Here is a 17,426-nt window from a genome sequence, read left to right as displayed (position 1 = left end):
CGCCCGCTGATAACGCCCGGCCCTTCGGCAAATTCAGTTCTATAGTTAGATCAAAATCGCTGAGCTTTTTAGCTCACTGGGTGGTTGCGGCGGATCCCTTCACGGCCTATGTTGCAGGCGAGCTTTTCCCCGCGAATGGAACGCGATCAATCACCAACAAGAGGTGAAGAATGTCAAAGGAATCCCGCCCTGCCGTACTTGGGCTCATAGGAAATACGCCGCTGGTGCAAGTGACCCGCTTCGATACCGGCCCGTGCACACTCTTTCTCAAACTCGAATCACAAAACCCTGGCGGCTCGATCAAGGACCGAATCGGTCTGGCGATGATCGACGCCGCCGAGCGTGACGGGCGCCTCACCCCCGGCGGCACCATCGTCGAAGCCACCGCCGGCAACACCGGCCTGGGCCTGGCACTGGTTGGCCGCGCCAAGGGTTATCGCGTGGTGCTGGTGGTCCCGGACAAAATGTCCACGGAAAAAGTCCTGCACTTGAAGGCCATGGGCGCCGAGGTGCACATTACCCGCTCCGACGTCGGCAAGGGGCATCCCGAGTATTACCAGGACGTCGCCGCGCGGTTGGCGAAAGACATTCCCGGCGCATTTTTTGCCGATCAGTTCAACAACCCGGCCAACCCACTGGCCCATGAATGCAGCACCGCGCCGGAAATCTGGGCGCAAACCGAACACGATCTGGATGCAATTGTGGTCGGCGTCGGCTCGGCCGGCACCCTGACCGGGCTGACCCGTTTTTTCAAACGGGTGCAACCGGATCTGGAAATGGTTCTGGCCGATCCGGTCGGTTCGGTGATGGCGCAATACAGCCGCGACGGCTCGCTGCCAACGCCCGGCTCATGGGCGGTTGAAGGCATTGGCGAGGACTTTATTCCATCCATCACCGACCTCTCCAGCGTACGCCACGCCTATTCGATCAGCGATGAAGAAAGCTTCGACCATGCCCGTCAGTTGCTGCGTGCCGAGGGCATTCTCGGTGGGTCGTCGACCGGCACCCTGCTCGCTGCCGCGCTGCGTTATTGCCGCGAACAGACCGAGCCAAAACGCGTGGTGAGTTTCGTCTGCGACACCGGCACGCGCTATTTGTCGAAGGTCTACAACGACCAGTGGATGACCGATCAGGGCCTGTTGCAGCGCAAAGGCTATGGCGACCTGCGGGACTTGATCGCCCGACGTTTTGAAGACGGTCGGGTCATCAGCGTCGGCCCCGATGACACGCTGCTGACCGCCTTCCAGCGCATGCGCCTGGCGGATGTCTCGCAACTGCCCGTGCTGGTGGAAGGCAAACAACTGGTCGGCGTGATCGACGAATCGGACATTTTGCTGGGGGTGCACGAGGACGCCGCACGCTTCAGCCAATCGGTCTCCAGCGTGATGACCGACAAACTGCAAACCCTCGCGCCCGACGCCCCCCTCGCTGAGCTGGAATCGGTGCTCAGCCGTGGCCTCGTCGCCATCATCGCCGACGCATCGGGCTTCCATGGCCTGATCACCCGCGTCGACATGCTCAACCAATTACGGAGATCCCTCGCATGAGTCAGCAGGACAACAAATCCCAAGGTTTCGCGACCCGGGTAATCCATGCCGGGCAAGAGCCCGACCCGACCACCGGCGCGTTGATGCCGCCCATTTATGCCAACTCCACTTACCTGCAAGACAGCCCCGGCGTGCACAAGGGTTTCGACTACGGGCGCTCGCACAACCCGACGCGTTTTGCCCTTGAGCGTTGCGTGGCGGATCTGGAGGGAGGGACTCGAGCGTTTGCGTTCGCCTCCGGGCTGGCGACAATTTCCACCGTTCTCGAGTTGATCGACGCCGGCTCGCACGTGATTTCCGGCAACGACTTGTACGGCGGCACCTTTCGCTTGTTCGACAAGGTGCGCCAACGCAGCGCCGGGCATCGCTTCAGCTACGTCGACCTGACCGACCTGTCGGCATTCGAAGCGTCGTTACAGGACGACACGCGCATGGTCATGGTCGAGACACCGACCAATCCGCTGCTGAGCCTGTCGGACCTGGCCGCCATCGCCCGCATCTGCCGCGCCCGCGGGATCATCAGCGTGGCCGACAACACCTTTGCCAGCCCGTACATCCAGCGCCCGCTGGAGCTAGGTTTCGACATCGTGCTGCACTCGACCACCAAGTATCTGAACGGTCACTCCGACGTGATCGGCGGGATCGCCGTGGTCGGCGAGAACGCCGAACTGGCCGAGCGTCTGGGCTTTTTGCAGAACGCGGTCGGTGCGATATCCGGGCCGTTCGATGCGTTTCTTACCTTGCGTGGCGTGAAAACCCTGGCGCTGCGCATGGAGCGTCATTGCAGCAACGCGCAGGATCTGGCGCAGTGGCTGGAACAGCAACCGCAGGTCAAACGCGTCTACTACCCAGGTCTTGAATCGCACCCGCAGCATGAATTGGCCAAGCGGCAGATGCGCGGTTTCGGCGGGATGATTTCCGTGGACCTGAACAGTGATCTGGCTGGCGCACGGCGCTTTCTGGAGAACGTGAAAATCTTCGCCCTGGCGGAAAGTCTGGGCGGCGTGGAAAGCCTGATCGAGCACCCGGCGATCATGACGCACGCCACCATTCCCCCCGAAACTCGCGCGAAACTGGGGATTGGCGATGGCTTGGTACGCCTGTCGGTGGGCGTCGAAGACGTCGAAGACCTGCGCGCCGATCTGGCGTATGCCCTGACGAAAATCTAGCGCTGCAAGCACGACAAAGCCCGCACGAAGCGGGCTTTGGTGTCCGAGTAGGCGGCCAGTGCTGGTCTCTGGCTTACAAGGTTTATCAGGCTTCTCACAGTACCGGGCCCAATTGAAAAAGGGAGTGCCTCGGCTGCTTCACACGGCATAAGGGCTGGATCTCAGCGCGGAGATCTTTCTAACCGTGCACCCTTCGGAACGCGCCCCACGTCCCCTTGCTATCCGTTTGCGCATCAGTCTGCGTCTTCACCTACAAAATTGAGACTAGCAAATGCCCCGGACCACGGCGCCATTTTTTTAGATCGATTGGCCACCAGTGGAGATCGGGTTGGAAGCCGATGGACTATCCCGACCGGCACCAGCCGGACACGCTGCAAGGACAGCAACGTGTCTGACTAAGCGGCCGATGGCACCAGATGCTCAAGCGCGGCGTAGCCATCGGCGTCATTGATCAGAATATTGATCACTTCGGCAGGTGCGAGGTTGAAGGCCTCGGTCTTGTAGGTCATGGCGAATACGCATCGGGCAAGAACGGCACCGGCTGAGGCCAGAAACGCTTGGTCGTCCGGGTCTTCACGACCCGGGAAAAACGCCGACATGACCGCTGTTCCCAGCGCACGCATGCCGCGTGACGGAGTGAAGTAGTCCCAATGCCAGCGTCCCTTCGAAGGGCAGTATGTCGGGTTCTCGTCACCCAGCATGAATCCCCACTCGTCGCTGTCCCACATCCACTGAGCTGGAAGCAGTAAACGAGGCGCCTGCCCACTTTCATGTACGCGCACCTCATGAGTGCGCGCATTACCCCAAAACTCCAGGCTTTGCTGGCTGAAATAAGCGTCAGCGAGTCGCCGCAGGTCATTCGCCTTGAGTCTCCCGGCGATATAGCTGTTCACTTGCGCCTGCGTCGCGCCGTCAGCCACACCGAGCAACACGGTGCTCAAGTCCAGGCCGCGCTCATGCAAAGAGTGAACATTCAGATAAGCCCTCCCTGCCAGCGGGTCGGGCAGGTCCACTGCACTGTCAGAGTCGAAAATCAACGGAATGATCCTGACCCCATCGAGATCAGCGATTTGCGTCAGCATTTGCAGTTCCCGGTACAGGCCTGAGTTGACCCGCTGCGCCGCCACGAGGTAGTCGCTGTCACAAATACAGAACACGTTGATCGGGCGCTGCGCCAGCGCACGGGTAATGGTCTTGTCGATGGACTCACCGAACCCGATGCTGTCCCGATCCCAGAACACGCGGTACTTCCAGTCCAGAGGCTTGACGATACGCTGGCGTATCCATTCCTTGTGCTGAAGGGGCCCGCCCCATGCGTATGAAATAAAAATCGCGTCCTTCTGTTGCTCTTCCTGCATCCGCACAAATCCCTTGAGTATCAGTGGCGCCGGCATCCATCACCGGGCGTGCGAATAATGGCCGATCAACCATCTGCACGCCACTTTCGAATTCAAGGACGATGTTCACGGATCCACCTGCGCCATCAGCTCCGGCACCGATTCCGGTCGTTTCGCATAGCGCTGCGCCAACACTGCACAGACCATCAATTGAATCTGATGGAACAGCATCAGCGGCAGGATCAGCACGCCAATGGTGCTGCCGGCAAACAATACCTGAGCCATCGGCACGCCAGTGGCCAGACTCTTTTTAGAGCCGCAGAACAGAATGGTGATGCGGTCTTCCTGGCTGAAACCAAAGGCCTTGCCCAACAACGTCGCCGCCACCAGCACCAGTGCCAGCAAAATGCAGCAGACCACCACCAGTCCGAGCAATTCGATCAGCGGGATCTGATGCCAGATGCCTTCGTTGACTGCCTCGCTGAACGCGCCGTAAACCACCAGCAGAATCGACCCCTGATCGACAAACTTCAGCCAGTTCTTGTTGCGCCCTACCCACGCGCCGATCCAGCGACGGGCGATCTGACCCACGATGAATGGCAGTAGCAACTGCACGCTGATTTTGAGGATCGCATCGAGGGTCGAACCGCCGTCACCATGGACGTCGAGCAGCAGCGTCACCAGCAACGGCGTGAGGAAGATCCCGAAGAGGCTGGATGCCGCCGCGCTGCAAATCGCCGCCGGAATATTGCCCCGCGCCAGCGACGTGAACGCGATCGCCGATTGCACCGTTGCGGGTAACGCGCACAGGTAAAGCATGCCCATGTACAACGTGTCGCCAATCAGCGGCGACAGCAGCGGTTTCAAGGCAAACCCCAGCAGCGGGAACAGCGCGAAAGTCAGACCGAACACCAGCAAATGCAGGCGCCAGTGACCGGCGCCGGCGATGATCGATTCACGCGAGAGTTTGGCGCCGTGGAGGAAAAACAGCAGCGCGATGGCGACGTTGGTCAGCCAGCCGAAACCGACCGCGACCTGACCGCTGGCAGGTAGAAAACTCGCCAGTAGCACGACGCCGATCAGCGTCAGGGTGAAGTTGTCGGGCAGGAATCTTGGGCGCGTCATGGTGTGTTCATCCGGGGGGTTGCCAGTGCGTGCCGACGACTCTAACGTGAGCGGGAATTACCGACTAACGCCGATGAGCCTGCAGATGCCGCCTAAAGGACATATCAAGAGTATCCGGCGCAGCATTCCCGGGCTGCCCAGCCTTCCGCGTCCGCTGTACGGGCGCACTGAATCCCTGCCCAATCGCGCACTGACCCGACGCCACAGCCATTCGTGGGTGCAATTGTCGTACGCCATTCAAGGGGTGCTTGAGGTCCAGACCAGTGCCGGACGCTTCGTTGCGCCGCCTGAGCGCGCCGTATGGATTCCGGCCGGGGTGCCGCATCGGGTATTCAGCTCGCCACACACCGAAATGCGCAGCCTGTATATCGATTGCAGCGTCGCCGGTTGGGCCGTTGAGCACTGTCATGTCCTCGGTGTCAGCGACTTGCTGCGTGAACTGATCCGCGCCTTCAGCCAGGTTCCCGTGGAGTACGATCAATCCGGCCCACACGGACGGCTGGCCCAGGTGATCCTCGATCAACTCGCCGAAGCGCCACAGATCGACCTGATGTTGCCGCTGCCGCAAGACCCGCGTCTTCGGCAGATCTACCAGAGCCTGGAGCAACATCCCGAACAGCAGACCACGCTGAGTCATTGGAGCGAGAAGTTCGGTGTCACCGAAAAAACCCTTACGCGCCTGTTTCTGCGCGACACGGGCCTGACCTTCCGCGCCTGGCGCCAACGCTTGCGCCTGCTCGGAGCACTGACGCCGCTGGAAAAAGGCGAACGCGTCACCGACGTCGCGCTGGCTTGCGGCTACGACTCGACGTCAGCATTTATTGCCGCGTTCCGCCAGCAGTTTGGGGAGACCCCGGGGGAGTTTTTTCGCTAGGTTTTGCTGTCGAGAAACCCAGCCATTGGCTTACCACTGAAACTTTCCCATAGTATTTTTATAATCTGTCAACTGTCAGATCTTACAGTTGTGCCGCGCGTTACGGAAAAGTAGCGTGCAAACTGTTGATGGCGCCGCTCGGCCAACACCGTCAAATTAAAAAACCATGACTAAAGGACCTGAAATCATGAGTAACCTTGACTACTTCACCGAACTCGGTATCGATAAAGCACTGAAACCCGCGTCCACCGCGCATAAAGAAATCTCTCAGGAGGAGTATTTCAAACTGACGATTTCGCCGAGTTTCCCTCAAATTCCTGAGTTCGCTCCCAACCAATACTTCTATGCTTCATTGTCAGAAAACTCGATTAGCGTCATTGCGCGCCACACTACGCCAGAATTGTTTTATCAAGCAGGCTTTGTCTTGGACCGCGATATTGAGGACGGCACATACGAATTGCAGGAGAGGAGCGGCAGCAAAGTGCAAGCCCGCTTCATCACACCGGTCAATTTCAGTCCGGTTCTTACAGGGCAGAATGGCCAGATCACGCTGAAGCAAAACAAAGCAGACAAAACAATCGAAGCAACATTCGAATATGACATGATTCATAAAGGCGAAGTATACAAAGTAAGGAACGGGAGATTATTACTTCGGGCAACCGGCCCTCTTTAAAGCAGATTATTAGATATTAAAGAACAACCAATGCCAAACGAGAACGTTATCTCTCGCTGTGTTTGGCAGCTACTTATCCCCGAAAACAATACCCTTCCCTCCTCTCTAAATGCTCACCCCCCTTTAATGGCATGTTACCGCCCAGGCTGTTAACTCTGCCAGCGCGTCGGCGCTCATCATTGAAAGTGCAGGATCACGACATTTACACCAACGGGGTAACCGGGCACCCGCCGGCGTCAAGCCAGGGCTCGACACTTCGTTATTTACGAACTCTAAACCAGAAATAAACGATTTTTCTTTCGCCCAATCACGTCGCTAGCATGGCCTCGTCTGACCCTAAAACAACCAGAAACGGGGAGCGTGACATGCTGGAAACGAACATCAATATCGGCGAACCATGGATGTGGGGCGCTTTCATCGTCTTCGTACTTGCGATGTTGGCCCTGGACCTTTTTGTGTTCGGCGGGCGCAAGGCGCATCGGGTTTCAGTGCGAGAAGCCTCGGCTTGGGTCATTGCCTGGTGCTTGCTGGCGCTGAGCTTCGCCGGGCTGCTGTGGTGGTATCTCAACGGGGAATTCGGCGGCGACATCGCCCGACAGAAAACCCTGGAATTCCTCACCGGTTATCTGATCGAGCAGTCGCTGTCGATCGACAACATGTTTATCTTCGTGATGATCTTCACCTACTTCGCCGTGCCGCCGGAGTTGCAGCGTCGGGTGCTGCTGTACGGCGTACTCGGGGCGATCGTGATGCGCGCGGTGATGATTTTTGCCGGGGTGTGGCTGGTGTCGCAGTTCGAGTGGCTGCTGTACGTGTTCGGGGTGTTCCTGATCATCACCGGTATCAAGATGCTGGTGTTTGCCGATCAGCAACCGGATCTGGAGAAAAACCCTTTATTGCGCTGGGTGCGCGGGCATATGCGCATAACCAGCGGCTTTCATGGCGAACGGTTTTTTGTCCTGCAAAACGGCGTGCGCTGGGCCACGCCGATGTTTCTGGTGCTGGTGCTGATCGAGGCCAGCGATTTGATGTTCGCGGTCGACAGCATTCCGGCGATCTTCGCCGTCACCACTGACCCGTTCATTGTCTTCACCTCGAACATCTTCGCGATCATGGGCCTGCGGGCGCTGTACTTCCTGCTGGCGGACATGGCCGACCGCTTCCACCTGCTCAAGTACGGTTTGGCGATCGTGCTGGTGTTCATCGGCGCCAAGATGACATTGATGCCGTGGTTCCACATGCCGGTGGAATGGTCATTGGCGGTGGTGGGCGGGGTGATTTTCGGGTCGGTGCTGCTGAGCCTGATCACGACCAAGAGCAAAGCGCCGGAAAACCAGTCACCCTAAATCCCTGTGGGAGCGAGCTTGCTCGCGAAGGCGGTGGATCAGCCAACATCATCGTTGGATGGCTCGACGCTTTCGCGAGCAAGCTCGCTCCCACAGGGTGATGTGCTGTCAATTACCGGATTTGATGCTGGTCCAGACCCGGGTGCGTACACGCTCAACCTTTTGCGGCAGTGGCTGGACGACGTAGAGGGTTTTCAGCGCCTCGGGGGTCGGCGTCAGGTTCGGGTTGCCAGTGATGTCCTTGTTGATCAACGCCATCGAATCCTTGTTCGCATTCGGGTAACCGAGGAAATCACTGATCGGCGCGATGACCTTCGGATCCAGCAAGGTGTTGAGAAATTCATGGGCCTCGGCGACGTTCTTCGCGCTCTTCGGAATCGCGAACGTATCGAACCAGATCGGCGCGCCTTCCTTCGGCAAGCGCCAGTCGACCACCACACCATTGCCCGACTCTTTCGCGCGGTTGCCGAACTGATAAAAGCTGCCGGAATAACCGATGGCTACGCAGATGTCGCCGTTGGCAATGTCGGTCATGTATTTGGCGGAGTGGAAGTAGGTGACGTAGGGACGAACCTTGAGCATCAGCTCTTTGGCTTTCTCGTAGTCGGCGGGGTTTTGGCTGTTCGGATCGAGGCCCAGATAATGCAGGGCCAGCGGCAGAATTTCCGTCGGTGAATCAAGCATCGCCACACCGCAGGATTTCAGCTTTTCCATGTTTTCGGGCTTGAACACCAGATCCCAGCTGTCCACCGGCGCGTTCTCGCCCAAGGCAGCCTTGACCTTGGCCGGGTTGAAGCCGATCAGCACCGTACCGACCATGTAGGGAACGCCGTACTGGTTGCCGGGATCGTTCTTGCCCAGCAGCTTCAACAGCTCAGGGTCCTGGTGTTTCCAGTTGGGCAACTTTGACTTGTCGAGTTTCTGAAACACACCCGCCTTGATCTGGGTCTCGAGAAACTGGTTCGAAGGCACCACGAGGTCGTAACCGGAGTTACCGGTAAGAAGTTTGGCTTCCAGAGATTCGTTAGTGTCGAAGGTGTCCCAGGTCACTTTGATGCCGCTTTGCGCTGCGAAATCCTTGGGCACCGCCGGCAGGATGTAATCCGCCCAGTTATACACCCGCAGTTCGCGCTGCTCGGCCTGGACCGCGCTGGCCAGCAGCGTCAGTCCACAGACGGTGGCACCCAGAATACGTTTCATCGTGACCATGGTTGTTTTCCCAAAATGCGACGTGAGTTCAATGGTTTTTATGTTCTGTACACGGCAGTGGCTTTAAAGATAGCCAAGGGTAAAAAGGTCTGGCGTTTCGTTGTGGCTTTGATTCTTGCTGAGCGTGTAGATGGATCACAGTGGGCGATGGGCCAAAAGGGGATCGATATGGCCAATTTGCATGACCACCGTAATGCGCAGACGAAACTAGCCGCTGTATGCCAAGGCCTTGTTCGGGCGCGAGTCACCCACTTCGCGACTAATCAAACCCCGTTGAACATCGCCTTTTCGACGCAAAAGCCACGCTTATCGGCTCCTCTTAAAAGCCCTTGCAAAGAACAAATACTGGTATACCATCAGACCAACAAATTCATAATAATCGCGTCACATCACCCGAGGACCGCCCCATGATCGATGCCGCCATCTACAAACAAGTCATGGGCTCGTTCCCGTCCGGCGTAACCGTCATCACCACCCTTGATGACGACGGCCAGATTGTCGGGCTGACCGCCAGTGCCTTCAGTTCGCTGTCGATCGATCCGGCCCTGGTGCTGTTCTGCCCCAACTACAGTTCCGACTCCTACCCGGTATTGATCAAGAACAAACGCTTTGCGATCCATGTTCTGTCCGGTGGTCAGCAAAGCGAAGCCTACGCCTTCGCCCGCAAAGGCAAGGACAAGGCGCAGGGCATCGAGTGGACATTGAGTGAACTGGGCAATCCGATTCTGGCCAACGCGACAGCGGTGATCGAGTGCGAGTTGTGGCGTGAATACGAAGGTGGCGACCACGCGATCATGGTCGGCGCGGTGAAGAACCTGATCGTGCCCGAACAGTGCGCCGGGCCGCTGGTGTATTGCCACGGCAAAATGGGCGCCCTGCCCGTGCTGGCCTGATCAAAACCTGCAGCCACAACAAAAAAAAAATCCGAGGAAACGTCATGAAATTTTCCCTGTTCGTACACATGGAACGCTGGGACGAAAGCGTCAGCCACCGCCAACTGTTCGAAGACCTCACCGAACTGACCCTGATGGCCGAAGCCGGCGGTTTCAGCACCGTGTGGATCGGCGAACACCACGCCATGGAATACACAATTTCGCCGAGCCCGATGCCGCTGCTGGCCTACCTCGCGGCCAAAACCACCACCATCCATCTCGGCGCCGGCACCATCATCGCGCCGTTCTGGCACCCGCTGCGGGTCGCCGGTGAATGCGCGTTGCTCGACGTCATCAGCAACGGCCGCATGGAAGTCGGCCTGGCGCGTGGCGCCTATCAGATTGAATTTGATCGCATGGCCGGCGGCATGCCCGCATCAAGCGGTGGCCAGGCCCTTAGAGAAATGGTCCCGGTGGTCCGCGCCCTGTGGAAAGGCGACTACGCCCACGACGGCGACATCTGGAAATTCCCCACCTCCACCAGCGTGCCGAAACCGATCCAGAAGCCCAACCCACCCATGTGGATCGCCGCCCGTGACCCGGACTCGCACAACTTCGCCGTGGCCAATGGCTGCAACGTGATGGTCACGCCATTGATGAAGGGTGACGAAGAAGTCCTCGACCTGAAGAACAAATTCCAGACCGCACTGGACAACAATCCTGACGTGCCGCGCCCGCAATTGATGGTGCTGCGTCATACCCACGTACACACCGTTGATGATCCGGATGGATGGAAAGTCGGCGCCAAGGCGATCTCGCGGTTCTACCGCACGTTTGATGCGTGGTTTGGCAACAAGGAAACACCGGTGAACGGCTTCCTCGCGCCGAGCCCGGAAGAGAAGTTTGCCGAACGTCCGGAGTTTGAGCTGGAGAGTCTGCACAAGACGGCGATGATCGGAACGCCGGAAGAGATTATTCCGCGGATCAAGTACTACCAGGAACTGGGGGTGGATGAGTTCAGTTTCTGGTGTGACAACAGCTTGCCGCATGAGGAGAAGAAGAAATCGCTGGCGCTGTTTATCAAGCACGTGGTGCCGGCGTTCCGCTGAAAACCGTTGCGCACTCCATAACTGAAAACGGGGGAGTATTTATCAGGATGAACGCTCCCCTTCTATTCCGTCGAGGACGCTGTTAAAGACGATTTTTCAGTGCTCGACGCCGAATCGGGTCGCCACCTCGTTCGCCGCCAACACGCGACCATCCGCCGCCTTCAGTTCAATCTTGCGGATCGGCTGCCGATTCTTCGCATCGACCATCACTGATCCCGCCTCCCCCGGCGCGTACATAAACTCGCCGCCCCATTGCGACAGCGCGACAATCACGGTCTGCAAGGCCTTGCCGCGTTCGGTCAGCACATACTCCTTATAGGCGCCGCCATCGGCGGCCGGTACTGTTTGCAGGATGCCCTGCTCCACCAGCGCCTTGAGGCGGGCGCTGAGCATGTTTTTGGCGATATCCAGGTTCTTTTGAAAATCGCTGAACCGGCGTATGCCCTCCAGCGCATCGCGGATGATCAGCAACGACCACCAGTCACCGATCAGGTCCAGTGTCCGGGCAACCGGGCAGGCATTGCCTTGCAGGCTTTTGCGCTTCACGTCAACGTACTCCCTCAAACCAGTGATCGGCCTTGTGGTTCAGGGTTGCATCATACAACCCTGATGCCGAGATCCAACCCAGCACCTGCATACAAGTGACCGGTTGCGATTGCGTGGATAGTGAAGGCTGCCTTTTCGGCAATCCATGCACGCCCTTCGAAGAACCCTGACGCAAGGAGTTTCCATGAGCACGCTCACCACGCAAGACGGCACCGAACTCTATTACAAGGACTGGGGCAGCGGTAAGCCCGTGCTGTTCAGCCACGGCTGGCCACTGGACGCCGACATGTGGGAATACCAGATGGAATACCTGAGCAGTCGAGGCTATCGCACCATCGCTTTCGACCGTCGGGGTTTCGGCCGTTCCGATCAGCCGTGGACCGGTTACGACTACGACACCTTTGCCGATGACATCGCGCAACTGATCAATCATCTGGACCTGCGCGAAGTGACGCTGGTGGGTTTCTCCATGGGCGGCGGTGATGTCAGCCGCTACATCGCCCGGCACGGCAGCGAGCGCGTTGCCGGGTTGGTTTTGCTGGGCGCGGTGACGCCGCTGTTCGGCAAGAAAGCCGACTTCCCGCAGGGCGTCGACACGTCGGTGTTCGATGGCATCAAGGCCGGTCTGCTGAAAGATCGCGCGCAGTTCATCGCTGATTTTGCCGCGCCGTTCTATGGCACCAATCAGGGTCAGACCGTCTCCGATGGCGTGCTGACGCAAACCCTGAACGTCGCGCTGCTGGCGTCGCTCAAAGGCACCGTGGACTGCGTGACGGCCTTCTCGGAAACCGACTTCCGCCCGGACATGGCGAAAATCGATGTGCCGACCTTGGTGATTCATGGCGACGGCGACCAGATCGTGCCGTTCGAAACCACCGGCAAACAGGCCGCCGCGCAGATCAAAGGGGCTGAACTCAAGGTCTATGCCGGCGCACCGCATGGTTTTGCGGTGACGCATGCGCAGGCGTTGAATAAGGATTTGTTGGCGTTCCTGAATCGTTGATGCATGGGACTGCCGGATCTATGGCCAAGGAGGGAAGCTAGTTAGCGGATCTATTGCTATTTAACCCTGCAGTGAGGCATTGATTCCTCAATCAATGCCTCTTGTACATGGTGACTTTTCGAGTAACTTCACACCGTAGTTCAACGCAATCACTAGGTGTTTTAACATTACAAATGTCGCATAGGTCGCGGACTTTCACCTGCCAATAAAATGCACCACCCCTTGTAATATCGACGCAATGGAAAGGCACAAAAGCCCCAAAAATGCGTAAAGAGTTACCCGCACTGGATGTTTCTCCCAAAGGTGCAATTCAGACTCCAGTCTTGTTTTGCCCGGTGCCAGCCGCTCCTGAAGTTCCAAAATCAAATGCTCTTTCTCCTGCGGTGTATATACGGCAGGAAGCTCGTTGATCTTCACAGTCTGCGACTCAATCAACTCATTCAAGTGTTCCAGCTTTCTAACTCTGACACCTTGTTGAAAACGTGCGCCAGGTGCCCAGATCGCGTCATATGCCAGAAACGCTGATGCCAGGACACTTAGTACCAAGGACACCACTACAAGACCATCCGCAAGCGCCATTTCCAACTCCTTTAATTCCACTTGGGTCGACATTTTTCGGCTACACAAATATCGACGAAAAGCGATTGTATCAGGCAGGTTTATGACATTATTTTGTTTCGGGCGTCGCCAGTTTTTTACGCATGATTTGCACTATCTTTGATCGCCTGGGCAGTAACCTCCGGTCCTCGATAGCCCCGTTTTCCAGCCAGACATAATTCTGCATCAGTTTTTTATCTTCACATCCCAGCTTAATAATATTTTACCGATACCCCCCTCCTCCTTAGTCTGACCGCAAGCAAAACGGACAAGCCGACAGCGCCCGAATCCAACTGCCTTGCTAGGAAGGATGTAGAGATGACCACTGAAATAACAACAACAGACACACTCATAGTGGGTGCCGGCCAGGCTGGCGTGGCGATGAGCGAACACCTGAGCAAACTCGGTGTACCGCACATCGTTCTGGAACGTAATCGTATTGCGGAACGCTGGCGCACGGGGCGCTGGGATTCGCTGGTGGCCAACGGTCCGGCGTGGCACGACCGCTTTCCTGGCCTTGAATTCGATGACGTCGATCCCGACGGTTTCGCCCCGAAAGAACGCGTGGCCGACTACTTCGAAGCCTACGCGAAAAAATTCAACGCGCCGATCCGCACCGGCGTCGAAGTCAGGAGTGTCGTGCGCAATGTCGGGCGTCCGGGCTTCACCGTCGAGACTTCCGAGGGCGTGATCGAAGCCTCGCGCGTGGTTGCTGCAACCGGGCCTTTCCAGCGCCCGGTAATCCCGGCGATTGCGCCGAAAGTCCAGGGTCTTTTGCAGATTCACTCCGCGGACTATCGCAACCCACAGCAATTGCCAAACGGCGCAGTGCTGGTGGTGGGCGCCGGTTCGTCAGGGGTACAGATTGCCGATGAACTGCAACGCTTTGGCAAGCAGGTTTACCTCTCGGTCGGTGCTCACGACCGACCGCCTCGCGCCTATCGCAACAGGGATTTCTGCTGGTGGCTGGGGGTGCTCGGCGAGTGGGATCAGGCGGCAATGAAACCCGGGCGCGAGCACGTAACCATCGCGGTCAGCGGCGCTCATGGCGGGCGCACCATCGATTTTCGCGGCTTGGCTCATCGCGGCATGACGCTGGTCGGCGTGACCGAATCGTTCAGCGACGGCGTGGTGACCTTCAAGCAGGATCTGCTCGGCAATCTCAAGCGCGGTGATGAGAACTATCTGGCGCTGCTCGACGCCGCCGACGCATACATCGAACGCAATGGCCTGGACCTGCCGGAAGAACCGCAGGCTCGCGAAACCTATGCGGACCCAGAGTGCGTGAAAAATCCGCTGGTCGATCTGGACCTGGTCAAGGCCGGTGTTACGTCGGTCATCTGGGCCACCGGTTTCGCCGTGGATTATTCCTGGCTGCAGGTCGCGGCATTTGATGACAACGGCAAGCCTGCGCATCAGCGCGGTGTGTCGAATGAGCCGGGGGTGTATTTCCTCGGGCTGCCGTGGCAGTCGCGCCGGGGGTCCTCGTTTATCTGGGGCGTTTGGCACGACGCCAAGCATGTCGCCGATCACATCGCCACCCAGCGCAAGTATCTGGACTACCGCGATGCCGAGCAGCGTGAAGCCGCGCTGCACCCGGCCACCCACAACAAAGCGGCAGACACCGTCGACGCTTGATTCCCTCTGTCGCACCGGCGCCGATTGCGCCGGGCCCACCTTCGTCAGGAGCTTCCCATGAGCCAGCCCACTCACACCCGAATTCGCATGTTCAACACCAAAGAGACTTACCCGAACCAGAGTCTGGACAATGACCTGTGCCAAGCGGTTCGCGCAGGCAACACGATATATGTGCGAGGTCAGGTCGGGACCGATTTCGACGGCAATCTGGTCGGCCTCGGCGATCCACGTGCGCAGGCCGAGCAAGCCATGCGCAACGTCAAACAGCTGCTGGAAGAAGCCGGTAGCGACATGAGTCATATCGTCAAGACCACCACTTACCTCATCGACCCGCGCTACCGAGAGGCGGTGTATCAGGAAGTCGGCAAATGGCTCAAAGGCGTGTTCCCGATTTCGACGGGGCTGGTGGTGTCGGCACTGGGGCAGCCGCAGTGGCTGATGGAGATTGATGTGATTGCGGTGATTCCCGAGTAAGCAGACTCACCGAGTTGCGGCCATCGCTGGCAAGCCAGCGATGAGGCCAACCCAGACACCCAAGGAACATATCCATGACTTTTTCCATCGCCGCACGCTGCCCCGAAACCGGTCAATTCGGTATCGCCATCAGCTCCTCCAGCATCGCCGTCGGTGCGCGTTGCCCTTGGCTACTGCCGGGTGTCGGCGCAGTGTCGAGCCAGAACATCACCCTGCCGTCCCTCGGCCCGGAAGTCCTGGCCCTCATGGAGCAAGGCTTTACGCCCGACCATGCCCTCGACAAAGTGCTGACCCGCAACGGCTACAGCCAATATCGCCAAATTACCGCGGTTAATCACCTCGGCCAGACCGCGCATTTCAGCGGCGCGCAAACCCTCGGCGTGCACAATGCGGTCTCCGGTGAACAATGCGTGGCGGCCGGCAACATGCTCGCCGGGCGCTCGGTGATTGAGGCGATGGTCAGTGCGTTTGAGCAGGGTGAAGGCCAATTGGCTGACCGACTGCTCAAGGCCCTGCACGCCGCCCAAGCGCTCGGTGGCGAAGCAGGTCCCGTCCATTCTGCCGCTATTGTGGTGGTCGGTGAACAGACCTGGCCGATCGTCAACCTGCGGGTAGACTGGGCCGACGAAGACCCGATCGGTCAGTTGCAAAAACTCTGGAATGCCTATCAGCCACAGCTTCAGGATTACATCGACCGCGCCCTCGATCCGGCCAAGGCACCGGGTTACGGCGTCGCCGGAGATGATCGATGAACAGCAGCGTCGAGTTGCTCAAGACGCTGGTCGGGTTTGACACCACCAGCCGTGAATCCAACTTGCTGTTGATCGAGTTCGTGCGCGACTACCTCGCCAGCTTCGACGTGCCGTGCGCGCTGATCTACAACGATGAGCGCAGCAAGGCTAATCTGTTCGCCACGGTCGGCCCGGTGGATCAACCGGGCATCGTGCTGTCCGGGCACACCGACGTGGTGCCAGTCGATGGTCAGCCGTGGACGCTGCCGCCCTTCGACCTCACCGAACGCGACGGCAAACTGTTCGGCCGTGGCACGGCGGACATGAAGGGCTACATTGCTTGCGTACTTGCGCTAGTGCCAGCGTTGGTGAAAGCATCGTTGAGCATGCCGGTGCACATCGCGCTGTCCTATGACGAAGAGGTCGGCTGCCTCGGTGTGCGCTCGCTGCTCAAGGTGCTGGAGCAGCGTCCAGTCAAACCGCTGCTGTGCATCATCGGCGAACCCACCGAGCTCAAACCGGTGCTCGGCCACAAGGGCAAACTCGCGATGCGTTGCGACGTGCATGGCCACCCCTGCCATTCGGCCTACGCACCGCTTGGGGTCAATGCCATTGAATACGCGGCTGAGTTGATCGGTGAACTGGGCCGTCTCGGCCAACAACTGAAGGCGCCAGAGCATCACGATGCCCGCTTTGACCCGCCCTACAGCACGGTGCAGACCGGCGTCATCAGCGGTGGCAAGGCGCTGAACATCGTGCCGGCCGACTGCCGCTTCGATTTCGAGATCCGCGCCCTGCCCTCGCAGGATCCGTGCCTCGTCGCTGCGGCGTTGAAAACCTACGCCGAGCAACACTTGCTGCCACGCATGCGCGCTGTCAATGAACACAGTGATATTCGCTTCAGCGAACTGTCGGCCTACCCAGGCCTGGCTACCGATGAGCAGAGTCATGCCGCCGAGCTGATTGCGACGTTATGCGGCTCAAAGGAATTCGGCACGGTAGCCTTTGGCACCGAAGGCGGACTGTTCGATGCGGCTGGCATTCCCACCGTGGTTTGCGGCCCCGGCAGCATGGATCAGGGCCACAAACCGGATGAGTTTGTCAGCCTCGCCCAACTGCAGGACTGCGATGCAATGCTCCAACGGATGCTGACATCTATCCGTTACTGAGCATCGG

At 58.5% G+C, this 17,426-nt stretch carries 17 protein-coding genes; 12 read left to right on the top strand and 5 right to left on the bottom strand.

Annotated elements, in window-relative coordinates; genetic code table 11:
• Nucleotides 1-170 precede the first annotated feature (170 nt).
• Nucleotides 171-1,547, top strand: a complete 1,377-nt coding sequence (locus AB4P91_RS16975) for a pyridoxal-phosphate dependent enzyme (protein ID WP_115147322.1) — start codon at nt 171-173, stop codon at nt 1,545-1,547.
• Nucleotides 1,544-2,716 carry a cystathionine gamma-synthase gene (locus AB4P91_RS16970; protein WP_395603257.1) on the top strand — a complete coding sequence of 391 codons (1,173 nt, stop codon included), beginning with the start codon at nt 1,544-1,546 and terminating at the stop codon, nt 2,714-2,716. Before AB4P91_RS16975 ends, AB4P91_RS16970 begins: the two co-directional genes overlap by 4 nt.
• A gap of 395 nt (nt 2,717-3,111) precedes the next feature.
• Here AB4P91_RS16970 and AB4P91_RS16965 read toward each other — a convergent pair whose 3' ends face one another.
• Nucleotides 3,112-4,110, bottom strand: coding sequence for a toll/interleukin-1 receptor domain-containing protein (locus tag AB4P91_RS16965; RefSeq protein ID WP_395603256.1), 999 nt, complete (start codon nt 4,108-4,110; stop codon nt 3,112-3,114).
• A 69-nt stretch (nt 4,111-4,179) separates the two neighbouring features.
• On the bottom strand, nt 4,180-5,178 hold the full coding sequence (locus AB4P91_RS16960; protein ID WP_150598175.1) for a bile acid:sodium symporter family protein: 999 nt from the start codon (nt 5,176-5,178) through the stop codon (nt 4,180-4,182).
• Between the two features lie 85 nt (nt 5,179-5,263).
• On the opposite strand from AB4P91_RS16960, the gene AB4P91_RS16955 reads away from it, so the two are divergent.
• The 3 genes from AB4P91_RS16955 (at nt 5,264) to AB4P91_RS16945 (ending at nt 8,071) form a co-directional block, all read left to right on the top strand.
• Complete coding sequence (locus AB4P91_RS16955; RefSeq protein WP_150592156.1) at nt 5,264-6,052, top strand: helix-turn-helix domain-containing protein; 789 nt, start codon at nt 5,264-5,266, stop codon at nt 6,050-6,052.
• Between the two features lie 187 nt (nt 6,053-6,239).
• The gene (locus AB4P91_RS16950) at nt 6,240-6,725 is read left to right on the top strand and encodes a hypothetical protein (RefSeq protein ID WP_395603255.1); all 486 of its coding nucleotides are present in this window, start codon (nt 6,240-6,242) and stop codon (nt 6,723-6,725) included.
• A 365-nt stretch (nt 6,726-7,090) separates the two neighbouring features.
• Nucleotides 7,091-8,071, top strand: coding sequence for a TerC family protein (locus tag AB4P91_RS16945; protein WP_395603254.1), 981 nt, complete (start codon nt 7,091-7,093; stop codon nt 8,069-8,071).
• Nucleotides 8,072-8,179: 108 nt separating this feature from the next.
• Here the strand turns inward: AB4P91_RS16945 and AB4P91_RS16940 are convergent, their stop codons facing one another.
• The gene (locus AB4P91_RS16940) at nt 8,180-9,280 is read right to left on the bottom strand and encodes a polyamine ABC transporter substrate-binding protein (protein ID WP_150592159.1); all 1,101 of its coding nucleotides are present in this window, start codon (nt 9,278-9,280) and stop codon (nt 8,180-8,182) included.
• Nucleotides 9,281-9,687: 407 nt separating this feature from the next.
• On the opposite strand from AB4P91_RS16940, the gene AB4P91_RS16935 reads away from it, so the two are divergent.
• Nucleotides 9,688-10,173: a flavin reductase family protein gene (locus tag AB4P91_RS16935; protein WP_047301703.1), complete on the top strand. Its 486-nt coding sequence runs from the start codon at nt 9,688-9,690 to the stop codon at nt 10,171-10,173.
• 44 nt (nt 10,174-10,217) lie between these two features.
• Complete coding sequence (locus tag AB4P91_RS16930; RefSeq protein WP_395603253.1) at nt 10,218-11,261, top strand: LLM class flavin-dependent oxidoreductase; 1,044 nt, start codon at nt 10,218-10,220, stop codon at nt 11,259-11,261.
• A gap of 96 nt (nt 11,262-11,357) precedes the next feature.
• On the opposite strand, the gene AB4P91_RS16925 is transcribed toward AB4P91_RS16930, so the two are convergent.
• Complete coding sequence (locus AB4P91_RS16925) at nt 11,358-11,807, bottom strand: helix-turn-helix domain-containing protein (protein WP_210623571.1); 450 nt, start codon at nt 11,805-11,807, stop codon at nt 11,358-11,360.
• 184 nt (nt 11,808-11,991) lie between these two features.
• On the opposite strand from AB4P91_RS16925, the gene AB4P91_RS16920 reads away from it, so the two are divergent.
• Complete coding sequence (locus tag AB4P91_RS16920; RefSeq protein WP_395603252.1) at nt 11,992-12,810, top strand: alpha/beta fold hydrolase; 819 nt, start codon at nt 11,992-11,994, stop codon at nt 12,808-12,810.
• A gap of 195 nt (nt 12,811-13,005) precedes the next feature.
• On the opposite strand, the gene AB4P91_RS16915 is transcribed toward AB4P91_RS16920, so the two are convergent.
• Nucleotides 13,006-13,389, bottom strand: a complete 384-nt coding sequence (locus AB4P91_RS16915) for a hypothetical protein (RefSeq protein ID WP_395603251.1) — start codon at nt 13,387-13,389, stop codon at nt 13,006-13,008.
• Between the two features lie 336 nt (nt 13,390-13,725).
• On the opposite strand from AB4P91_RS16915, the gene AB4P91_RS16910 reads away from it, so the two are divergent.
• From AB4P91_RS16910 to argE, 4 genes are all read left to right on the top strand, one after another.
• On the top strand, nt 13,726-15,045 hold the full coding sequence (locus AB4P91_RS16910; RefSeq protein ID WP_150598168.1) for an NAD(P)/FAD-dependent oxidoreductase: 1,320 nt from the start codon (nt 13,726-13,728) through the stop codon (nt 15,043-15,045).
• A gap of 57 nt (nt 15,046-15,102) precedes the next feature.
• A complete protein-coding gene (locus AB4P91_RS16905) occupies nt 15,103-15,519 on the top strand; it encodes a RidA family protein (RefSeq protein ID WP_150598167.1) in 417 nt (138 codons plus the stop codon).
• Nucleotides 15,520-15,593: 74 nt separating this feature from the next.
• Entirely contained in the window at nt 15,594-16,271 is a 678-nt protein-coding gene (locus AB4P91_RS16900; protein WP_395603250.1) for a DUF1028 domain-containing protein, read from the top strand.
• On the top strand, nt 16,268-17,419 hold the full coding sequence (argE, locus tag AB4P91_RS16895) for an acetylornithine deacetylase (RefSeq protein ID WP_395603249.1): 1,152 nt from the start codon (nt 16,268-16,270) through the stop codon (nt 17,417-17,419). Before AB4P91_RS16900 ends, argE begins: the two co-directional genes overlap by 4 nt.
• Nucleotides 17,420-17,426 lie beyond the last annotated feature (7 nt).

The organism is Pseudomonas sp. B21128 (assembly GCF_044218865.1).
Lineage (GTDB): Bacteria > Pseudomonadota > Gammaproteobacteria > Pseudomonadales > Pseudomonadaceae > Aquipseudomonas > Aquipseudomonas iridis.
The sequence above is the reverse complement of the archived record's forward strand: the minus strand, read 5'-3'. Positions and strand labels throughout refer to the sequence as shown.

Bases quoted from the DNA above. Each gene is read 5' to 3' on its own strand.
- AB4P91_RS16910 (WP_150598168.1), top strand. From the start codon at position 13,726: ATGACCACTGAAATAACAACAACAGACACACTCATAGTGGGTGCCGGC.
- AB4P91_RS16905 (WP_150598167.1), top strand. From the start codon at position 15,103: ATGAGCCAGCCCACTCACACCCGAATTCGCATGTTCAACACCAAAGAG.
- AB4P91_RS16945 (WP_395603254.1), top strand. From the start codon at position 7,091: ATGCTGGAAACGAACATCAATATCGGCGAACCATGGATGTGGGGCGCT.
- AB4P91_RS16930 (WP_395603253.1), top strand. From the start codon at position 10,218: ATGAAATTTTCCCTGTTCGTACACATGGAACGCTGGGACGAAAGCGTC.
- AB4P91_RS16935 (WP_047301703.1), top strand. From the start codon at position 9,688: ATGATCGATGCCGCCATCTACAAACAAGTCATGGGCTCGTTCCCGTCC.
- AB4P91_RS16970 (WP_395603257.1), top strand. From the start codon at position 1,544: ATGAGTCAGCAGGACAACAAATCCCAAGGTTTCGCGACCCGGGTAATC.
- AB4P91_RS16975 (WP_115147322.1), top strand. From the start codon at position 171: ATGTCAAAGGAATCCCGCCCTGCCGTACTTGGGCTCATAGGAAATACG.
- AB4P91_RS16955 (WP_150592156.1), top strand. From the start codon at position 5,264: ATGCCGCCTAAAGGACATATCAAGAGTATCCGGCGCAGCATTCCCGGG.
- AB4P91_RS16900 (WP_395603250.1), top strand. From the start codon at position 15,594: ATGACTTTTTCCATCGCCGCACGCTGCCCCGAAACCGGTCAATTCGGT.
- AB4P91_RS16965 (WP_395603256.1), bottom strand. From the start codon at position 4,110: ATGCCGGCGCCACTGATACTCAAGGGATTTGTGCGGATGCAGGAAGAG.
- AB4P91_RS16960 (WP_150598175.1), bottom strand. From the start codon at position 5,178: ATGACGCGCCCAAGATTCCTGCCCGACAACTTCACCCTGACGCTGATC.
- AB4P91_RS16950 (WP_395603255.1), top strand. From the start codon at position 6,240: ATGAGTAACCTTGACTACTTCACCGAACTCGGTATCGATAAAGCACTG.
- AB4P91_RS16920 (WP_395603252.1), top strand. From the start codon at position 11,992: ATGAGCACGCTCACCACGCAAGACGGCACCGAACTCTATTACAAGGAC.
- argE (WP_395603249.1), top strand. From the start codon at position 16,268: ATGAACAGCAGCGTCGAGTTGCTCAAGACGCTGGTCGGGTTTGACACC.
- AB4P91_RS16915 (WP_395603251.1), bottom strand. From the start codon at position 13,389: ATGGCGCTTGCGGATGGTCTTGTAGTGGTGTCCTTGGTACTAAGTGTC.
- AB4P91_RS16940 (WP_150592159.1), bottom strand. From the start codon at position 9,280: ATGGTCACGATGAAACGTATTCTGGGTGCCACCGTCTGTGGACTGACG.